Source organism: Litorilituus sediminis (genome assembly GCF_004295665.1).
In the GTDB taxonomy this organism is placed as follows: Bacteria; Pseudomonadota; Gammaproteobacteria; order Enterobacterales; family Alteromonadaceae; genus Colwellia; species Colwellia sediminis.
In genome coordinates, this window is the sequence record NZ_CP034759.1 from 2,272,107 (window position 1) to 2,293,021 (window position 20,915).

Below are 20,915 nucleotides of genomic sequence, written 5' to 3' on the forward strand. Positions count from 1 at the left end.
CCGTAATAAGCATTGTTAGCTAAATCTTTAATTGTACGTTCGTACTAAAGAAAATTACCATATCATTAATCATTACGGTATTATCAAGCAGGTTTTTATCCTTCTAATAGGTAGCACAGTGCGAATTCTTATAGCTTTGGTTATCTCGTATGGCCTTTTTTCATGCAGTACCTTTACACAAACGCATCACAACAAAATTTCCCACAGTGAATTTCAATTTAGCCCGTCTGAAACAAGCATGCAGGCAATTGATAATAAATTAGCACAAGCCAAACTGGCACAGCAAAAGCTATTAATCGTACTTGGCGCCAATTGGTGTCATGATAGCCAAGGGCTTATTCAACGCTTTTCAAGTAACGAAATGAGCTCACTGCTAGAAAAAAATTACCAAACCTTATTTGTTGATATTGGCTATTACCAAAAGGGCTATGATGTTGTCTCTCGTTTTGGTATGCCAATTTATTATGGTACGCCTACGGTTATGATTATCGACCCAATGAGCAATAAAATAACCAACTTAACTAGCATGCAAAAATGGCTAAATGCTGACAGTATCGATTTACAAGGCTATCTAGATTACTTTGCTCGCGAAGCAAAGGTGAATATGCCAGCTAATACTGAAAATTCTGAGCAAATGTTAGCTTACGAGCAAGAAATATCGGCTTTTTCATTACATCATGCTAAACGTTTAAAGAAAGCGTATGAGGTTTTAGGCCCTGCTTTACAACGCTTTATTGAACAGCAGGTAGCATTTACCGAGCAAGAAGAGCAGCTATGGTCACAAGCAAGACGTTTACGCTATAACATTCAAAATGACATTATAGCGCTAAGAAAACAGGCAAGCCACGCTGCATCAAACGGTAAGTCAGTTCAGTTAAATTTCCCAGAATATGAGGCTTTTGCTTGGGAATAGAAAACAACTAAACTATTTATTTAAAAGTAAACATTCGAGTAATGGTTTCATCTTTATCAATAAGATGATGTTTTAACGCTCCTGCTATATGCACAACAACAAACAGAATCAGTACGTTAACTAAACCTTCATGTAATTCATGACCTAATGAAGCAATGGTAGGATTTAAAGCAATAGCATCGCCCGTAACGCTATCATAATTTGATGCCAGTAACTCAATGCCAAAAACGTAAATACCATGACCACCCGCACCAGACATCATCATACCTGAAAGTGGATAGATAACCGTCATCAAAATGAGTCCCCAATGTACTATTTTGGCAATCATCAATTGAAACTTAGCCGCTACACCAACAGGTGCTGGCCAGCCTTCTTTAATTCTTACTATGACTCGATACAAGGCAAAAATAAAAACAATAACACCAAATGACTTATGAATAGGGTACAAAGCAAAGGCTTCAGTCTTTGACATATAAAGCCCAACCCCCGCCAAGCAAATCATGCTAATGGCAATAATAATATGTAGATATCTAGTTTTTTTCGATAATTCCATAATAGCTCTCTGATAAATAAAGAAATACGTACTTTCAGTATACAGACTTAACTCAAAGTCAGTGCAAACTTTACGCGATATTTACATAACCTTTCCCAATATAAAAAACGCCACTAAATAGTGGCGTTTCAAAAAGAACTGATTGCTTTACTCGACCCTAACCAGTTGAGTAACAATAAATTAAGCTTCTACCTGCAAAATAACACCATCAGCTTTACTAGTGTAATGTTCCATCTGATGGAAGTTTAAATATCGATAGGTATCCGCTGCGGTCGCATCTATCTGCTTAGCATAAGCCATATATTCTTCTGGTGTAGGTAACTTACCTAAAATAGCACCAACGCCAGCAAGTTCAGCAGAGGTTAGATAAACATTGGCGCCCGTACCTAAACGATTTGGGAAGTTACGAGTAGAGGTAGATAACACCGTGCTATTATCCGCAACACGCGCTTGGTTACCCATACAAAGTGAGCAGCCAGGTGGTTCAACACGAACACCTGCTCGACCATAAATGGAGAAATAACCTTCATCACTTAATTGCGAACTATCCATTTTCGTTGGCGGTGTTACCCACATACGGGTAGACAGTGCGCCGCCTTTATTATCCAAGTGATTTTCTAATAACTTACCTGCCGCTCTAAAGTGGCCAATATTAGTCATGCATGAGCCAATAAAGACTTCATCAACACTATCACCGGCCACCTCTGACAATAACTTGGCATCATCCGGGTCATTTGGACAGCAAACAATCGGCTCTTTGATTTCATTTAAGTCAATTTCAATCACATGAGCATATTCAGCATCGCTATCGGCTGCCATTAACTCTGGCTTAGCTAGCCAAGCTTGCATGGCCTCGATTCGACGGGTAATAGTACGAACATCACCATAGCCTTCACTGATCATCCACTTAAGCATTACAATATTGGACTGTAAGTATTCAGCAACAGCCTCTTCTTCAAGCTTAATAGTACAGCCTGCGGCGCTACGCTCTGCTGAGGCATCTGATAATTCAAATGCTTGCTCTACGGTTAAGCCAGTTAAACCTTCAATCTCTAATATTCGACCTGAAAACTCATTCACCTTACCGGCTTTTTCAACGGTTAATAAACCCTGCTTAATTGCTGTATACGGAATGGCATGAACAAGATCGCGCAAAGTAATGCCGGGCTGCATTTCACCAGTAAAGCGCACTAATACTGACTCTGGCATATCAAGTGGCATAACACTGGTAGCAGCAGCAAAGGCAACTAAACCTGAGCCAGCAGGAAAAGAAATACCTAGCGGGAAGCGGGTATGAGAGTCACCACCAGTACCAACCGTATCTGGCAATAACATGCGGTTTAACCAAGAATGAATAACACCGTCACCAGGGCGCAGTGACACGCCACCACGGTTCATCATAAAATCAGGTAAGGTATGATGCGTTTGCACATCAACAGGTTTTGGATAGGCTGAGGTATGACAGAATGATTGCATGGTTAAATCAGCAGAAAAGCCTAAACAAGCTAAGTCTTTTAACTCATCACGGGTCATAGGTCCTGTGGTATCTTGTGAGCCTACGGTGGTCATTTTAGGTTCGCAGTATTGCCCTGCACGAACACCAGCGACACCACAAGCTTTACCAACCATTTTTTGCGCTAAGGTGTAGCCTTTAGACGACTGCTCCGCTGCAACAGGCTTAGCAAATATCTCTGTTTCACCTAAGCCTAGCGCTTCACGTGCTCGCCCTGTTAACCCTCGACCTATAATTAAAGGAATACGACCGCCAGCTCTTACTTCATCTAATAACACTGGGCTTAATTCAAATTCAGAAATAACTTCGCCAGCAGCATTTTTTACTACACCTTCATACGGATAAATATCAATAACATCGCCCATATGCATTTTTTGCACATCCAGCTCAATGGGTAAAGCACCGGAATCTTCCATGGTGTTATAAAAAATTGGTGCTATTTTACCGCCCAAACACACGCCGCCACCGCGCTTATTCGGTACATAAGGAATATCTTCCCCCATAAACCATAACACTGAGTTGGTTGCCGATTTACGTGACGAGCCAGTGCCGACCACATCACCAACATAGGCCAGCGGAATACCGTCTTCTTGCAAGGCTTCAATTTGCGTAATTGGCCCGACAACGCCATCATCATCTGGATTAATATCATCACGAGCAATTTTTAGCATGGCTTTAGCATGCAGCGGAATATCAGGGCGAGACCATGCATCTGGTGCTGGCGATAAGTCATCAGTATTTGTTTCACCGGTAACTTTAAACACTTTAACTGTTATTTTTTCACTGACCGCAGGTTTATTGGTAAACCACTCAGCATTAGCCCATGAGCTAAGGACTTTTTTAGCAAATTCATTACCAGCATCAGCCTTATCTTTAACATCATAAAAGGCATCAAACATAAGTAGGGTTTTAGATAAACCCGCTACGGCAATCTCAGCATGCTCAGAATCTAATAACTCAATTAGAGGCTCGATATTATAACCACCAAGCATAGTGCCTAATAACTCTGTCGCACGAGCTGCATCAAGAATAGGTGAGCTGGCCTCCCCTTTGGCTATGGCAGCCAAAAATGCTGCCTTGACATAAGCAGCATCATCAACACCCGGAGGCACACGCTCTGAAAGCAGCTCTAACAATAGCGCTTCTTCACCTGCGGGTGGGCTTTTAATTAGCTCGATAAGTTGAGCAACTTGCTCGGCATTGAGTGGCTTAGGCACAATACCTTGTGCAGCACGTTCGGTAACATGATTACGATATTCTTGAAGCACGACATTCACCTTTTGATAGCGGGGGACTTATCACTTCTCTGATTGCGCTCAACATATAAATTAAGCTAATAACAAAGCGATAAGTACCCAAAGTTGATAATTATTCTTACCTTAATGCCTGGTAATCAAGGCACTAAGATTCGTTCTATTTATGACTATATCAACAAATATAGATGATATTTATTAGACCTAGGTATCAATCCGGTTAATTTTTAATCTAGACTGTTAACTAAGCATTACAAAGCTAGTTAAACCGGCATTATAACTGCCCCTTCTACTTGGTATAAAAATCATGAATAATGCTTATTTCAGCAAATGATTCGAAGTACGAAGAATTTCAGGTAAAATAAGGACAAGTTTGTCCTGCTATTACAAGGGCTAGTTAATCCATTGAGGTTAACACTCCCCTTCTATCATTAATGTTATTAGCCACTAAATCGCTAAAAGAGAGTATTAAATGAGTCTTTATTTAGAATATATCAAAGAAATACAAAATCGTAAGGAAGAGCTGGGCTTAGCACCTAAGCCTATCGATAGCGCAGAGCTATTATCAGAAATCATCGCACAAATTAAAGATCAAGGTCATGAGCACCGCGAGGATTCTCTTAACTTCTTCATCTACAACACATTACCAGGTACAACAAGTGCTGCGGGTGTTAAAGCAAAATTCTTAAAAGAAATTATTTTAGGCCAAGAAACGGTTGCAGAAATCTCAGTTGAGTTTGCTTTTGAATTGCTTTCTCATATGAAAGGTGGTCCTTCAATTGAAGTACTTCTTGACCTTGCCCTAAGCGATGATGCTTCAGTATCAGCACCTGCCGCTGAGGTATTAAAAACTCAAGTATTCTTATACGACGCTGACACTAGCCGTTTAGCTGAGGCATTAAAAGCAGGCAATGCTGTTGCTAAAGATATTTTAGAAAGCTACGCCAACGCTGAGTTCTTCACTAAATTACCTGACGTTGCAGAAAAAATCGAAGTGGTTACTTATGTTGCTGGTATCGGTGATATCTCTACCGATTTATTATCTCCAGGTCATCAGTCTCACTCTCGTGCTGACCGTGAATTACACGGTAAGTGCATGATCTCTGAAGAAGCACAACAAGAAATCGTGGCACTACAAAAACAGCACCCTGGCAAGAAAGTTATGCTAGTGGCTGAAAAAGGCACTATGGGTGTTGGTTCATCACGTATGTCAGGTGTGAATAACGTTGCACTTTGGGCGGGTGAACAAGCTTCTCCTTACGTGCCATTTATCAATATTGCACCAGTTGTTGCCGGTACTAACGGTATCGCGCCAATCTTCTTAACTACAGTTGATGTAACAGGTGGTATTGGTCTTGACCTTAAAAATTGGGTGAAGAAAGTAGATGCTGACGGTAACACGGTAACTGACGCAAACGGCGACCCAGTATTAGAAGAAGCATACTCAGTTGCTACAGGTACAGTATTAACTATCGACACCAAGGCGAAGAAACTTTACAACGGCGATAAAGAGCTTGTTGACGTATCTTCAGCTTTCACACCGCAAAAACTTGAATTCATGAAAGCAGGCGGCTCTTACGCGGTGACTTTCGGTAAGAAGTTACAAACATTCGCAGCAGAAACCTTAGGTGTTGATGCGCCGGTTGTTTACGCAGCGGCAAAAGAAATTTCACACGAAGGCCAAGGTTTAACGGCTGTTGAGAAAATCTTTAACCGTAACGCTGTTGGCGTTTCATCAGATACGCCACTTCACGCTGGCTCTAACGTACGTGTTAAAGTCAACATCGTCGGTTCTCAAGATACCACTGGCCCTATGACCTGTCAGGAATTAGAAGCCATGGCTGCTTCTACCATTTCGCCACTGGTTGACGGTGCATTCCAATCAGGTTGTCACACAGCATCAGTATGGGATAGCAAAGCAAAAGCCAACACGCCTAAGCTAATGGCATTTATGAACGCATTCGGTGTTATCACAGCGCGTGATCCGAAAGGCGTTTACCATTCAATGACTGACGTAATTCACAAGGTATTAAACGACATTACTGTTGATGACCGTGCCATTATCATTGGTGGTGACTCGCATACGCGTATGTCTAAGGGTGTAGCATTTGGTGCTGACTCAGGTACAGTAGCAATTGCACTTGCAACAGGTGAGTCGGCAATGCCAATTCCAGAATCAGTAAAAGTTACCTTCAAAGGTAAAATGGCTGATCATATGGACTTCCGCGATATCGTACACGCAACACAAGCGCAAATGCTTAAGCAGTTCGAAGGTGAAAACGTATTCCAAGGTCGCGTAATCGAAGTACACATTGGTACTTTATTAGCAGACCAAGCATTCACCTTCACTGACTGGTCAGCTGAAATGAAGGCAAAAGCGTCAGTTTGTATTTCAAATGACGAAACCTTAATTGAGTCTATCGAACTTGCAAAATCTCGTATCCAAATCATGATCGACAAAGGTATGGATAACGAAGCGCAAACATTAGCAGGCCTTATCAAGTTAGCTGACGAGCGTATCGCAGGTATCAAGTCTGGTGAAACACCAGCATTAGCCCCAGATGAAAACGCTAAATACTACGCTGAAGTGGTTGTTGATTTAGACACTATCGTTGAACCTATGATTGCTGACCCTGATGTAAACAACGAAGACGTTTCTAAGCGTTATACCCATGATGTTATTCGCCCTGTTTCATACTACAACGGCAAGCCAGTAGATTTAGGTTTCGTTGGTTCTTGTATGGTTCACAAAGGTGATATGCAAATCATCGCGCAAATGTTCCGTAACCTTGAAAAACAAAACGGTTCAATTGAATTTAACGCACCATTAGTTGTTGCGCCACCAACGTACAACATCGTTGATGAATTAAAAGCTGAAGGTGACTGGGAGATTCTTGAGAAGTACTCTGGTTTCGTATTCGATGATAACAACCCGAAAGGTGAAGCACGTACTAAGTACGAAAACATCTTATACCTAGAGCGCCCAGGCTGTAACTTATGTATGGGTAACCAAGAAAAAGCAGAACCAGGTGATACAGTAATCGCGACGTCTACACGCTTATTCCAAGGCCGTGTGGTAGCAGATAGCGCAGAGAAGAAAGGTGAATCTTTACTAGGTTCAACACCACTAGTAGTACTTTCTACTATCTTAGGTCGTTTCCCGACTATGGATGAGTACACAGCAGCTGTTGAAGGTATTGATTTAACACGTTTTGCGCCACCAACAGAAGAAATGACCACTAAGTTCACAGGTCAAGCGGTACCAATTCAAGTAGTGTAAGCTTAACTGCTGATAAAAATTTAAAGGGTTACTTGTTATGCAAGTAACCCTTTTTTATTGATGTCTTTTATTAATGCTTAAAATTACCTAAGAGCCATCACAATCAATTTTTGCCTTTAAGTTACCCATAATTAGATTAGGGGATGCACGCTTATGATCATAACTTTCGACACCATCTAAAATTTGCAATGAGTAACCATAACTTGGACAAAGTATTTGTGCACGGCGCAGTAAGAATACCGCTGAGCGCTCAAAACTTGCTGCTTTATTAGCAATGATTTCAATATGATAAGAAGACTGTGATAACTTGCGTTGCTTAAATTGTACTTGGTGATCAAAGTCCCAATACGCCTGCTCACCGTCCATAAGAAATGGTTTCTGGCTACAAGCAGATAGCAAAGCCAGTAGCGATATCACTACTGATTTTCTGGTGATACACATAGTCATTAATTACTCCCTAATACGCCAATCCGTTAATCCATACTTTGCCAAAATACTCGCTAACTCGCCTGATTCTCGCAGGCGCTGCATGCCTTGGCTTAATATTTCTGCATAATATTGAGATTCTACAATAGCGGGAGAAAAAGCGATATAAGCAGCTTGTGCTGATTGCAATTTACCCGCTTGACGAAATAAGTGCTGTTTGTTGATTTGTTTACTGACATACCAGAACACAGGCTCAGTTTCGATAATAACATCCACCAAATCGCGTTCTAATAACTGGATATTTTTCTTTAACGGTTGCTCGCCATAAGCGATAAAGAGCTTGTCTTTGTTGGCTTGATTCTTCTTAATGTAGCTGCCTAATTCTGTAGAATAAGCATAATCATAAGCAATGGCTAAACGCTTATCTTCTAACGATGCTAAGCCTAAATAGCGCCAATTAATGTGACGTAGCGAAAAAAAGCTAAAGCCAATCATACCCTGCTCTACGCTCGGGTAAATAAAATCAGGCGCATCTGATTGATAACCACCAACAACGGCGGCAATTTCACCTTGTCGACACATAGTTAATGCCCGAGACCAAGGAATAATTTGATAATTAACCTTAATGTTATGCTGCGCGAAAACACGTTGGGCAACTTCGATCATATAGCCGGGCTGGTTAGATTGAGGCTGGCAATTAAACGGACACCAATAGTCAGCGGCAACAATCAGCTCAACTGGCTCTTGCGCTTTAGCCATTGGACTAAGAAAGACTAACCATAGAAAAACTGTGATGAATTTCATAAGCCAATCTTTCCTAGTAAATCATAGTGCTCCTAAGTATAGGCCTATTTAGCTGAGTTGTCGGTATAGGCTAAATAAATTACTGCAATTCACGATAAAGCATATATAAGTGCGCGGCACTCCAACTAAAATTAGTTGCCCCTTGCTCTGCCCCTGTTTCTGGGTGATAGTTTTCCCTAATGCTACTTTGCTCTGCTAAACCCTGTGCGTTATTTAATAACTTATTCATAAGTTGTTTGGCTTGAGCATCATAGCCGTAATTTTTTAGTGCCACTAAACCAAAATACACTTGATCTAACCAAACCCGACCACGCCAATAAATATCACCGTCATAAGCTGGGTTAGTTAATGACGCCGTGCCTAAAGGTACTAAGGTATTAAACTCCTGCTCTGACATCATTATCTGCACTACACGTTTGGCCTGCTCAGCTGTGGCTATACCGGCAAATAACGGACTCCAACCTTCAGGGCCTCGACCGCGATTTATTAATAGCTCCCCCGCACAGTGAGCAGAGCTACTTTCTTGGTTATCGAATATTTTTCTGTCGTAGTAAAAGCCAGTTTTTTCATCAAAAAAGCACTGGTTAATTTGCTGTGCTAATAGCTTAGCCTGCTCAGTAAATGTTTGTGCTTGTTTTGTTTTATCTAACACTAACGCCATTTTTGCCAACAAGTGTTTCTCTTGAGCTAAATAACTATTTAATTCCACAGATTCTTGATTGATTGAATAGCCGAGTAGCTGACCTTTATCACCTTTATTGGCAAAAAAGTTAACTTGCCAATCAGCACGAGATTTATCAAGATCCCCTTGATAATGTTTATTAGCATAGGCTTGTAGCTGTTCATCGCTGATAAAACCAAAACGCGCAGCGTTATCCATACCAGATTCCCAACCTGCGGCGTGTTGTGCGGCAATATCTAATTCGATATAGCCGCCTAAATCAAGAACCTGTTGATAGCTCGACATGCCTGCACATTGATAATGCCACGGCTTACCTTGCTTACATGCAGATAAGTTAAGTGTCGGCTGTTGATGATAACTCACTGAAAAGGTTATCTGCTCTTGGGCATTATTATGTAACCTGTGTTTAGTTGCACCGTACTCTACTAAGCCATTGCCGTTATGATCACGGTTGCGATACCACCACAAATGATAAGCCACAAGCTTTGGATACATTGCTTCAATAAAAGCTAAATCACCGGTTTCTTGATAAACCTGCCACACTGCCCAACTTGCCAAAGGTGGCTTGCTATTTCTTTCATTCCAATTACCGCCATCACCGCCTCTAGCGCTATCTTTATTATAAAAGATGGCATCAATGACCATGCCTGCATCTTGTGCTCGTAAACTGTCATCAGCCAATATTTGATAATCAAACATAGCGCGAATATTGTCTTTCGCGATTTCAGGGTTAAAGCTTGCCATTGCATAAGCATGTTTCCAGGTATCCCAAGCCCATGCACCATTAAACCAACGCGCTGTAACCGAAGGAGAAACCATATTATGTTGAATTGCTCCTGCTGGGCTGCGCCAGTTACCATTGAGGGTTTCAATTGCCTTTAAAGCAATATGCTGCTCTTTCGCTGTATTATCAGCCTTTAAGCCTTTATGTAAATAATTCTGCCACCTTTGCTGGCTTGCCAAAATATACTGGTTAGGCTCGGTAAATATTTCTGCTAATTGCTCAGTAACTTGCGCCATTTCATTTTCACTATGCACATAGCTATGGCTAGTGAAAATTGCCAACTTAGCAGCTGGCGCTAGTGTTACCGACGTCTCACTTTGGTACTGTGATAATTCTTGGTTAAGCTTAGTGTCTGACTTGATCGATCTTTGTATTTGATAAGCTGAGCTATTGCTGGTCATCATATGCCAAGTGGAGCGCAGCTGTGGAAAACGAAATTCCACCGTGTTTGACTGTGCCGTTAACGCTACCTGCCAATTATCAAACTGAGCTTTTATTTTCTTGTCAGGTGACCAGTTTTCTAGTAATTGTCCATGCCAAGCTAATTGCAATTTTTTACTTTGCTTAGTTTTATTCACGATTTCAGTCTTCACTAAGGCACTACGCTGATTAACAAAATGCAAACTCAGCTCAACCTTAATATCGCTAAATTCATAATGCTGAATTAACGCCCCCGGCCTCGTGTAATTATTTACCTTAGCATCAGCAAAACGATAGACTTTTTTACTGACCACATCGGTAATTGCTAACTGTTCAAGCTTTCTGGCAATAAACAGCCCATACTCTTGGGCAATAACCATAGGGCCGGTAAAGCTCGCATAATCCTGCTCTTCTTTCGGTAATAAAAAGCCGTGCCAAGCACCTAAATCAAAGAAAGGATTAAATTGTTGGTTATGATATTTATCATATGATTTATAACTTTGTGGTGTTCCTTGACGATCGATAACATTACGGTATGTTGGTTCAAATAATGATAAAGTAGCAGGTGACTTTTCTGCTCCAGATGCTGATAACGCTTGGCTAGTTAACAGCGAAGTAAGTAAAAATGAAGTAAAAATCTGAGTAGCTCTACTGATAGTTTTTGTCATATTTAAACAGCAATGTGTGGGTAAATAATTAAAAACTATATCACGACAACGGAATACTGTATACTATACCATTTATACTACAAATAAGTTTTACCTATACATTGAGACGTTAATAATGACACAAACTCACCTATGGTTAAGAGCAGAAACTAAACCGCAAGAGCAGCGAACTGCTTTGACGCCAGCGAATGCTAAGCAGCTTATTGATGCAGGTTTTAAAGTGACAATAGAGGCATCTAGTCAGAGTATTTTCACGATTAATGAGTATGAAAATACCGGCGCAGACATTGTTAGCGAAGGCAGCTGGGAAAATGCTCCTAAAGATGCCATCATCCTAGCATTAAAAGAGTTACCTGAAGATAACTTTCCTCTACAGCACCAACATATTTACTTTGCTCACGCTTATAAAGAACAACAGGGCTGGCAAGCATTATTAGGCCGTTTTAAATCAGGCGGTGGTGAACTCTTCGATCTAGAATATTTAGTGGATGAAAACAATCGCCGTATTGCTGCATTTGGTTACTGGGCTGGCTTTGCTGGTGCCGCGCTAGGTGTTATGGCATGGCTTAACCAAGAGCACAATGTTCAACCGCCGTTACAAGATATTCACTCCTATCAAAGTAAACAAGGCCTACTCGACGATTTGAATAAGCAACTAGCCAATACTGCCAGCAAGCCTAAGGTTATGGTTATTGGTGCTAAAGGTCGCAGTGGCTCTGGTGCTGCTGACTTAGCCAAAGCGCTTGGCTTAGAAACCATCGAGTGGGATATTGAGGAAACTCAAAAAGGTGGCCCATTTGCAGAAATCCTTGCAGTAGATGTGCTAGTTAATTGTGTCTTTATCAATAGCGATTTACCGCCTTTTGTTACCAAAGCACTGCTTCAAGATAAAAACAGACAATTATCTATGATAGTTGATGTTAGTTGTGACCCATATGGCAGCTATAATCCACTACCTATCTACCATGAGTGTACAACCTTTAAATCACCGTGCTTAAGCATTATCAAAGATGACAAGCCACTCGATCTTATTGCCATAGATCATCTACCATCATTGCTCCCAAAAGAAAGTAGCGAAGATTATGGCGATCAGTTGGTCAAACACTTATTAACTTTAAATAATCAAAATAGCGGCGTTTGGCCAAAAGCTCTGCAGCTATTTAATGATAAAACAGCAACACTTTAACGACTAAGGACTTATCATGTCAGCAACGATTCATTGGCTTGGCGCCGGCCTTTCCTCTATACCAGGCATTGAGAAACTTACCAAGGATGGTAGAAATATTATTGTTTGGAACCGCAGTTTAGCAAAAGCGCAAAACGCGCTCAGCAATGTAAAAGAGCAACTGACTATTAATGCGCTTGATTGGGACAGCTTAACCGCCGCTGTGCAAGCAGGTGATATTTTAGTATCTATGCTACCTGCAACTATGCACATACAAGTAGCACAATTATGCTTAGATAAAAATGCCCATTTTGTTTCCAGCAGCTATATTTCACCTGAAATGAAAGCGCTTAATAAGCAAGCTAAACAGGCATCACTGTGCTTTGTTAATGAAGTGGGGTTAGATCCAGGTTTAGATCATATTCTAGCGCATGCTTTAGTAGAAAATTATCGTTCTAGCGAGCAATACAATAGTAACAATGAACTGTATTTCCGCTCATATTGTGGTGGCTTCCCTAAAATTGCCAATGACTTTAAATACAAGTTCAGCTGGTCGCCGCTTGGCGTATTAAAAGCGTTAAAATCGCCAGCAAAATGGTTAGCACAAGGCGAAGTAAAAACCTCCAATGCGCCATGGGAAGCACTAGGTGACTACACAGTACAATTGGCTAACGGCCAAGAAACCTTTCAATGCTACCCAAACCGCGATTCTCTGCCTTTTATCGAGCAATATCAATTAGCTGATGCCGGTAATGTTAAAGAATTTGTTCGCGGTACATTAAGGCTAGCAGGTTGGTCTGATGCTTGGGCAAGCTTATTTGATAAAGTAGCTAAGTTAACGGCATCAAATGATACTGCTGCTGCAGAGCAAGAGCTAAAAACCATCAGTGAGCAGCTAGAAAAACAATACAGCTATGACGAAGGTGAGCCGGATCGCGTTGTGTTACACGTAGAGCTTGAAGCAAAACAAGCTGACAATACCGTATGGAAACAAGCCTATCTATTAGATTCTGCCGGTAATGACAAAGGCCAAGCCATGGCGCGTTTAGTCTCTATTCCTGTTAGTTTTGCTATTGAATCTATCCTTAACAAGCAGGCTGTCACTGGTGTTAGCGCTGCGCCGCATCAAAGTGAGCATATTGCGTTATGGTTAAATAACTTAGCCGAATTAGGTGAAGTGATCACCCTAACGCAATAATTTCTAGCCATAGATACGATAACAAGCCTGCAATTGCAGGCTTTTTTGTCGGTAAATTAAATACTAGTTAATCCCCAAATAAAGGCAATAAACGCAGTAAAAAGCATGAGCATAAGATAAATTGACGCGATCACAACAAACTTAATTGAAGTGAAAAAATAACCTTGCTGATAAATGCGCCTTTGCATAATAAATAAATATACCGGCAGCCAAGTTAATAAGATTATGGCCAAATATTGCATCATATCAGCGGCAAAAGCTGATGTTTCCACAATAAAATCTTGTCCTTCACTAAGTAACTCTAATAATAATATTGCCAGAAAAATGAAGCTGTGACTGTGCAGCGCGACAGTAAGATGCTCCATATATAAGCGGTTGGAAAAGAGGTACATGACTTTAAGCAATAGTGCAAAAACGGGTAATAGCACAAACATAAGTTGCGGTAATTTACCTATTGCTTGCTCAATTAACTTACTTGGATCAGAACTAAACGCTATCTCGGCTTTATTTTTTAACATTGTGACTTGTTCAGTCAGCTTGGTATTCATTTCTTCAGACAGAAAATCAAACCTTAATGTGCCATCTTCTTGATTAGAGACGGTAATTAACGAGTCTTTGGTCTTTAAAGTCTCGACATTATTTTGCAGTTCGTCATATTTTTTCTTCTCTTCTTTTGACAAACCTTCGCCACTAGATAATTGTTTTAACTCCAGTTGCGCTAACTTAATCGCCTGATTTTGAAGTGGTATACGTTTATTTTGTGACACTTGCTCTAATAAAATTTGCAGCCTTGCTATCGAGGCTTGTTTATCAACGTCGGCCTCACTAGAGTGTAACTCAACAATTTTATTCGCCAGATTTTGCTGCATAGTTTCAGCACTAATCACAGGTACACTGCCAGCGCCAAAATTGGTAAAAAATTTCAGTGACAAAAAAAAGATAATACTGATAAAAAGATATAGCCTCAAAGGTGGCACGTAATGTACACGTTTACCCTCGAAGTACTTTTGCGTTAAAAAACCTGGTTTTGCAATAAGCGGCCATAAGGTTCTGCTAGCGCGAGAATCAAAGCTAAAGATATCATCCAACAAGTGCAAGATAACAGTACCAAAGTAGCGAATATTTGAGGTGATTTCTTGACCACACTTTGCACAAAACTGTCCGTCTAGCGGAGCGCCACAGTTTTCACAGCTTTTATCTTGCACCACTTGCGGCTGAAGTTCGTGATGTTTCTCTGACACGTCGAGTGATTCTACAGACAATGCTATTTATCCCTTATTACATCTTGTCAGGCTTAATGAGCCTTATTTCATATACCGTTACTCTAGCAAGTTTATGACAAAAAAAAAGCACTTGATTTACAAGTGCTTTCAACTGCTGCCAGAGAACTGACCTCATGCAGACATTAAAAATAGTACTAAATTGAACCAAGCCAACAGGTTATAGTTGTTTGTGATTTCTAGCTAGATATTTTTTGTCTGAATTCAAGGCTTTTTAGAGCAAGCAGATTAACGCTTGCTCTGCTAAAGATTATGAAAGTGCCGCTAAACCTTGCCTTAATACCTGAATAAATTTATCGGCATCAGCTTGGTTAAAAGCTAAAGGTGGTTTAATTTTTAGAATATTGTAGAAGCGCCCTTCCGTGCTTAATAAAATTTGCTGCTCTTTGAAAAACTCAACCAGTTGCCCGGTTTTTTCTGTGGCTGGCTGTTTCGTTGCACGATCTTCTACTAATTCCACGCCAATAAACAAACCTAAACCACGAACATCTCCAATTAAGTCAAACTCATTCTGCACTTGGCGAAGCTGCTCGATAAAGTAGTTGCCAGTAGTTAACGCATGCTGCTGTAAGTCTTCTTCTTTAATCACATCAAGCACAGACGCGCCAATAGCACAAGACACTGGGTTACCACCAAAGGTATTAAAATACTCCATACCATTCACAAAGGCATCAGCAATTGCTTGCGTGGTAATAACCGCTGCCATTGGATGGCCATTACCGATAGGCTTACCTAAGGTAACAATATCTGGGACAACATTTTGTGTTTCAAACGCCCACATATGCGAACCAACACGGCCAAAACCAACTTGTACTTCATCAGCAATACAAACACCACCAGCAGCTCTAACATGGCGATATACTTGAGAAAGATAGCCATCTGGCATAATAATTTGTCCAGCAACCCCTTGTAAAGACTCACAAATAAAGGCGCTTGGCTTTTTCCCTTGCTTGGCTATATTAGCCAAAGTTTCAGCAACACTGTCAGCATAGCGCTTGGCATTTTCAACAGTATTCCCTTGATACTTACCACGGTAAGGATCAGGTAATTCAACCGTGTGCACATAATCTTGTGCGCCTAAACCACCCGGGCCATCAAATTTATACGGACTAGCTTCAATGCAAGCATTCGTATTGCCATGATAAGCACCATCAACGACCAAAAGTTCACTGCCTTGCGTGTAATTTTTTGCTAATCGAAACGCCAGCTCATTAGCCTCACTGCCTGAGTTCACCAGCATACATACTGATAATTCTTCAGGCATGGTCGCTAACAGTTTTTCAGCATAATTAACGATGTTATCGTGTAAAAAGCGGGTATTAGTATTTAAATGCGCCATTTGCGCCTGCCCTGCGGCAACCACTTTGGGGTGACAGTGACCAACATGACAAACATTATTCACCATATCGAGATAGCCATTACCTTGTTCGTCATAAAGATAGGCACCTTGACCACGAACGATTTTCAATGGCTGTTGATAGCTTAAACTTAAGGTTTTACCTAAGTGCTTTTTACGATAGGCAATAATATCTTGTTTACTCTTGCCAGCATCAGCAGATAAACCACAAGCAAGGCGCAGCTGAGTTAATAGCGCAAACGGGTTTTCTCTTTGTAACTGCGCTAATAGTTGCCATGCTGGTTTTACCGATATTAATAAATATTCATTATCTGGCTGCTCTTTAATCGCTTTCGCTGAATTACAAACACTGACACATAAACGTAAGGCAATCAGTGAAAATAACACTTCCAGTTCAACATCCGTTAACGGGTAGTGCTGATGATATGCTGAAACGATTTCAGTTAAGGCGGTAATTGGCGCATCCTGCCCCATTAAGGCATAAGCACAAGTAATGGCTAACTCATTGATAACATGACTATAAACCATATCACCAAAATCAATTAAACCAGTTATTGCACTGGGCTGGTCGCTATTATTTATTAATAAGTTATAGTCATTGGCATCATTATGAATCACCCCTTGACGACACTGAGCTAATATCGGCATGGTCTGAGTTTGATAAATACTTAAAAAGTAATGCACTTGATGTTGTTGCTCACTGCTTAGCAAGTGCTTTTTCTCTTGGCAAATGGCAAAGCCATGCGCTAAGTCCCAATCAAAATAACGATAAACGCCAGGATGAGTAAAGTCGCTTAAAGCTTTATCAATTTGGGCAATAAACTGACCTAATGATTGCCACAAATTGGCATTATGTGAGCTTGCGGCACTGTCTGCATAAAAGTTACCTTCTAAATAACTAAGTACGCGAAAGAAAAATTGATTACCCTGCTCATCTGCTACCTGCGTAATGCTTTCTTGCGCGCTGTTGTCGATCGCGCAAGGTACAGCAAGAGACTGAGCCGTTAAATGTGCCATAGCCGCATTTTGCATGGCTAATTCAGTTAACTTTTCTTCAGAATTAGCAACCTTAACAATATAACGAGCACCGCTTTGCGCCGTTAACAGCAAATTTTGATCACAATAACCAGCAAGTGCTTTTAATGAGCCGGTTAACTGATAATTATCTGCTAAGATGGTTAAGATTTCTTGCTCTGTAAAGCTAGGTGTCATTAGTTTCTCTCCACCGTACGTGCTAATTCAGCTAAGTCAGTTTGCTGAGTAAAAGGAATCAAGGTAAAAGTGTATTGATGGCTTTTCGCTGGGATGCGATATTGCTTGTGCACTAATCGTCCCCATGAGGTATCACCGCCAACACCCATTTGTTTATGATCTAGATTAACGGTTACTAGATCACGCATCAACAATTCCGCGCCATGTTTTGTCGTTACTGGCACTAAGCCAGAAGCCGAGGCACTACCATCTTTACCGGCAATAAAATCAATATCTTGTTGGAGATATGGCCAAGCACTGGCACTTAAAGCTTGCTCACCCACCGCCAGTAAGCCTGAGTTGTTATTGTTTTGCAGCGCTAACCAACGAACATCGGTTTTATTGGCATTTTCTTGTGGTCTTGCATAATGATGAATTTGCTCTTTCACCGGTAATTGATACCAGGCAATCGCAGCTGAGGTTTTTCTATCGGCGTAACTCTCATGTGGACCACGGCCAAACCAGTGCATAAATTGATATTGCCCGGGCATAACTAGCTGCATACCTATACGTGGAATATCGGGTAAGTCTTGATTTTCTGCTAGTGTAAGCTCGCTGGTAACTTTAATACGACCATCAGCCGATATTTTATAATTTACCTGATAACCGCCTGCAAATAACTCGCTAATATACTGCGCCGTGACTGTTATGGCATTGCCCTGTTTAGCACGGGAAAATTGCTTTAACTGTAAGCTATCACTGGCTTGTTGCCATATTTGCGCACGCTTTTGTAAGCCATTGCCTAAATCATTATCGGTTGGTGCCCGCCAAAAGTTTGCTTTTAATGGCTGAGTAACTTTATCTGAGGTTAATAACTGGCCTTGATATTGATAATCAGCTAACCAACCTGTTTTTTCATCAAAGCTGACACTAAAGTCATCATTGTAAATCGTTACTATCCCGCCTTGTTGTTTACTATTTAGCTGACCTTTTGCTATGTATTTTTTAGCTGGGCTTACTTTTACTGGCAGTTTAAATTGTTCAAAGGCAACTTCATGACCTTTTTCCAGTAACGCTTGCGGCTTATCTAGCACCATTTTTAAAGTGATAAAGTATTCCTTAGCGCTTTGCTTAGGTAAATGTGGTAAAACTTCTGACAAAGCTAGCAACTTAGTTTCACCCGCAGCAATATCAGGCATAGTCTTAAAGCCGCTAGCTACTTCACTACCATCAGCGCTTAGCTGCCACTGTAATTGGTAGGTTTTCAAGTTAGCAAAGGCAAATTTATTCTCGATGGCAAACACCGCATTGGCGATATTTTTTGCTGAAAACTTAACTGGCTGATAAACCTTTTTCACCTCAAATAAGTGCGGATGAGGCTCTCTATTTGGGTTAACTAAGCCATTATTTAAAAAGTTACCATCACTAGGTAAATCTGGATGGAAGTCTTTACCATAAGCCCAAAATTTAACGCCGTTACTATTGGTGTACTCTAATGACTGATCAACCCAGTCCCAAATAAAGCCACCTTGTAAAACATCATATTTTTCAATCACGTCCCAATAATCTTGTAAATTACCAACTGAATTACCCATAGCATGAGCATATTCAATCATAATGCCTGGGCGATGCGGATTAGATTGTGCGTACTTTTCCAAGCGCTCAATTGACGGATACATGGGGGCAAAGATGTCGGTATAGTGTGCTTCACCAGCAGGCTCATATTGCACAGGACGACTATCATCGTTATCTTTTAACCACTGATAGGTGGTTTCAAAGACCTTACCTTCGCCGGCTTCATTACCTAAAGACCAAATAATAATAGAGGGATGGTTTTTATCACGTTCAAACATGCGCTTAGTTCTATCTAAATGCGCAGGTATCCAGCTTTCTTCATCACCAATTTGCGTGTCTTTGCTGATTGCTAACGGATGCGACTCAATATTTGCTTCATCAATCACATACATACCGTACTTATCGGTTAAATCATACCAATAAGGATCATTGGGGTAGTGGCTTGAACGTACGGCATTAATATTAAACTGTTTCATCAGCTTAATATCTTGCTCCATAGAAGCTTTGCTGACGACATGACCGTGTTTAGGTGAGGTTTCATGGCGATCAACACCGCGAATATAAATGGCCTTACCATTAACAAGCAGTTGGCTATTTTTAATTTCAATCTGTCTAAAACCGATATCATCTTTAATGACTTCCAGCACCTGTCCGTTTTCATCAGCAAGGGTAATCACTAAGGTATAAAGGTTAGGGAATTCAGCGCTCCATAGCCTAGGGTTAGCAAATGAACCTGCTAAGCTAACTTGCTCAGTTTCTTTACCAGCAACGCTGATAGACTTTTTACCACTAAGAATAACTTGTTGATTGTTAATTGGGTCTAGCAATTGGTATGAAACCACAAGCTGGTCACTGACCTTTTTCGCCACATTCTTAACATCAACTTCAAGCGATAAGTTTGCTTGAGAAAAATCTTTGTTTAATCTTGGTTTAGCATGAAAATCAAAGATATGCTGCCTTTCGCGGGCATATAAATACACATCTCGTTCAATGCCAGAAATACGTAACATATCCTGACTTTCTAAATAACTGGCATCGGTCCAACGACGAATTTGAAAGGCAAGTAAGTTTTCACCCTTTGATAAATAAGGTGTTAAGTCAAATTCTGCTGGTGTTTTGGCTCCCTGGCTAAAACCTACTTTCTCACCATTAAGCCAAACATCTAAAGACGATTTTGCTGCACCGACATGTAAAAACACTTGTTTATTTTGCCATGTTGTTGGCAAATTAAACGCTTTACGATATGAGCCAATAGGATTGTAATCTGTTGGCGCATCAGGCCATTTAGTATCAAATGGAAAACGTTCATCTAAATAAATAGGATAACCAAAGCCTTCCACTTCCCAATTACCTGGTACCGGAATTTGCGACCAAGTAGAGTCATCAAACGCTTGTTGTTCAAAGTCCTTTGGCTTGTTCACTGGGCTACGCTGCCAATCAAACTTCCATAAACCATTTAATAGTAAATAGTTACTACTTTGACTTTTATCATCAACCAAGGCAGCATCACGAGATTGGTATGGGAACAAGCTCGCATGAGGGTCTAACTTGTTAATAGCAAACACTTGATGATCTTGCCAAGGCTCGCGCTCTTGCTTTGCAGCGATGTTTGTTGCAAATAAAGTGACTACGACAGAAAAAAATACTAAACTAGATTTCATTAATCAATACCATACAGTATACAATATTATTTATAATACAAAATTGAACTGACCTTGTTCAAGTATTTTGCGATAATTTCATAGTAAAATGGTGTTACTACAATGAGCGGGCAAGTAAAACCTAAGCCTAGACTGTCATTGTTGCACTAAAATGAACTTATCAGGCCATTAACACAATTGCGGAACACCAAG

General features: G+C 40.7%; 12 protein-coding genes. 4 read left to right on the plus strand and 8 right to left on the minus strand.

What is annotated here, in order from left to right; translation table 11 throughout:
• Positions 1 to 118: 118 nt before the first annotated feature.
• Entirely contained in the window at positions 119 to 913 is a 795-nt protein-coding gene (locus EMK97_RS10130) for a thioredoxin family protein (RefSeq protein WP_130601802.1), read from the plus strand.
• Between the two features lie 16 nt (positions 914 to 929).
• On the opposite strand, the gene EMK97_RS10135 is transcribed toward EMK97_RS10130, so the two are convergent.
• A complete protein-coding gene (locus EMK97_RS10135) occupies positions 930 to 1,466 on the minus strand; it encodes a cytochrome b (protein WP_130601804.1) in 537 nt (178 codons plus the stop codon).
• 180 nt (positions 1,467 to 1,646) lie between these two features.
• Positions 1,647 to 4,247, minus strand: coding sequence for a bifunctional aconitate hydratase 2/2-methylisocitrate dehydratase (gene acnB, locus EMK97_RS10140; protein ID WP_130601806.1), 2,601 nt, complete (start codon positions 4,245 to 4,247; stop codon positions 1,647 to 1,649).
• Positions 4,248 to 4,704: 457 nt separating this feature from the next.
• Between acnB and EMK97_RS10145 the strand changes: the two genes are divergently transcribed.
• Positions 4,705 to 7,512, plus strand: coding sequence for a bifunctional aconitate hydratase 2/2-methylisocitrate dehydratase (locus EMK97_RS10145; RefSeq protein WP_130601808.1), 2,808 nt, complete (start codon positions 4,705 to 4,707; stop codon positions 7,510 to 7,512).
• Between the two features lie 87 nt (positions 7,513 to 7,599).
• Here the strand turns inward: EMK97_RS10145 and EMK97_RS10150 are convergent, their stop codons facing one another.
• The 3 genes from EMK97_RS10150 to ygjK all read right to left on the minus strand — a co-directional run bounded on the left by EMK97_RS10150 (position 7,600) and on the right by ygjK (position 11,296).
• Positions 7,600 to 7,959, minus strand: a complete 360-nt coding sequence (locus EMK97_RS10150; protein WP_130601810.1) for a hypothetical protein — start codon at positions 7,957 to 7,959, stop codon at positions 7,600 to 7,602.
• 3 nt (positions 7,960 to 7,962) lie between these two features.
• Complete coding sequence (locus tag EMK97_RS10155) at positions 7,963 to 8,742, minus strand: substrate-binding periplasmic protein (RefSeq protein ID WP_130601812.1); 780 nt, start codon at positions 8,740 to 8,742, stop codon at positions 7,963 to 7,965.
• Between the two features lie 79 nt (positions 8,743 to 8,821).
• Positions 8,822 to 11,296, minus strand: a complete 2,475-nt coding sequence (ygjK, locus tag EMK97_RS10160; RefSeq protein ID WP_130601814.1) for an alpha-glucosidase — start codon at positions 11,294 to 11,296, stop codon at positions 8,822 to 8,824.
• 115 nt (positions 11,297 to 11,411) lie between these two features.
• Between ygjK and EMK97_RS10165 the strand changes: the two genes are divergently transcribed.
• Complete coding sequence (locus EMK97_RS10165; RefSeq protein WP_130601816.1) at positions 11,412 to 12,482, plus strand: saccharopine dehydrogenase; 1,071 nt, start codon at positions 11,412 to 11,414, stop codon at positions 12,480 to 12,482.
• Positions 12,483 to 12,498: 16 nt separating this feature from the next.
• Entirely contained in the window at positions 12,499 to 13,659 is a 1,161-nt protein-coding gene (locus tag EMK97_RS10170) for a saccharopine dehydrogenase family protein (protein WP_130601818.1), read from the plus strand.
• Between the two features lie 56 nt (positions 13,660 to 13,715).
• Here the strand turns inward: EMK97_RS10170 and EMK97_RS10175 are convergent, their stop codons facing one another.
• From EMK97_RS10175 to lacZ, 3 genes are all read right to left on the minus strand, one after another.
• Positions 13,716 to 14,921 (minus strand): DUF3667 domain-containing protein, encoded by a 1,206-nt coding sequence (locus tag EMK97_RS10175; RefSeq protein WP_130601820.1) that lies wholly within the window; start codon positions 14,919 to 14,921, stop codon positions 13,716 to 13,718.
• Positions 14,922 to 15,189: 268 nt separating this feature from the next.
• Entirely contained in the window at positions 15,190 to 17,508 is a 2,319-nt protein-coding gene (locus EMK97_RS10180) for an aminotransferase class III-fold pyridoxal phosphate-dependent enzyme (RefSeq protein ID WP_130601822.1), read from the minus strand.
• Complete coding sequence (gene lacZ, locus EMK97_RS10185) at positions 17,508 to 20,723, minus strand: beta-galactosidase, LacZ type (protein WP_130601824.1); 3,216 nt, start codon at positions 20,721 to 20,723, stop codon at positions 17,508 to 17,510. The genes EMK97_RS10180 and lacZ overlap by 1 nt, the downstream gene beginning before the upstream one ends.
• Positions 20,724 to 20,915: the final 192 nt, after the last annotated feature.

Excerpts from the sequence above, each read along its gene's own strand:
- ygjK (WP_130601814.1), bottom strand. The coding sequence starts at position 11,296 with ATGACAAAAACTATCAGTAGAGCTACTCAGATTTTTACTTCATTTTTA.
- EMK97_RS10180 (WP_130601822.1), bottom strand. The coding sequence starts at position 17,508 with ATGACACCTAGCTTTACAGAGCAAGAAATCTTAACCATCTTAGCAGAT.
- EMK97_RS10170 (WP_130601818.1), top strand. The coding sequence starts at position 12,499 with ATGTCAGCAACGATTCATTGGCTTGGCGCCGGCCTTTCCTCTATACCA.
- EMK97_RS10135 (WP_130601804.1), bottom strand. The coding sequence starts at position 1,466 with ATGGAATTATCGAAAAAAACTAGATATCTACATATTATTATTGCCATT.
- EMK97_RS10155 (WP_130601812.1), bottom strand. The coding sequence starts at position 8,742 with ATGAAATTCATCACAGTTTTTCTATGGTTAGTCTTTCTTAGTCCAATG.
- EMK97_RS10165 (WP_130601816.1), top strand. The coding sequence starts at position 11,412 with ATGACACAAACTCACCTATGGTTAAGAGCAGAAACTAAACCGCAAGAG.
- EMK97_RS10145 (WP_130601808.1), top strand. The coding sequence starts at position 4,705 with ATGAGTCTTTATTTAGAATATATCAAAGAAATACAAAATCGTAAGGAA.
- EMK97_RS10150 (WP_130601810.1), bottom strand. The coding sequence starts at position 7,959 with ATGACTATGTGTATCACCAGAAAATCAGTAGTGATATCGCTACTGGCT.
- lacZ (WP_130601824.1), bottom strand. The coding sequence starts at position 20,723 with ATGAAATCTAGTTTAGTATTTTTTTCTGTCGTAGTCACTTTATTTGCA.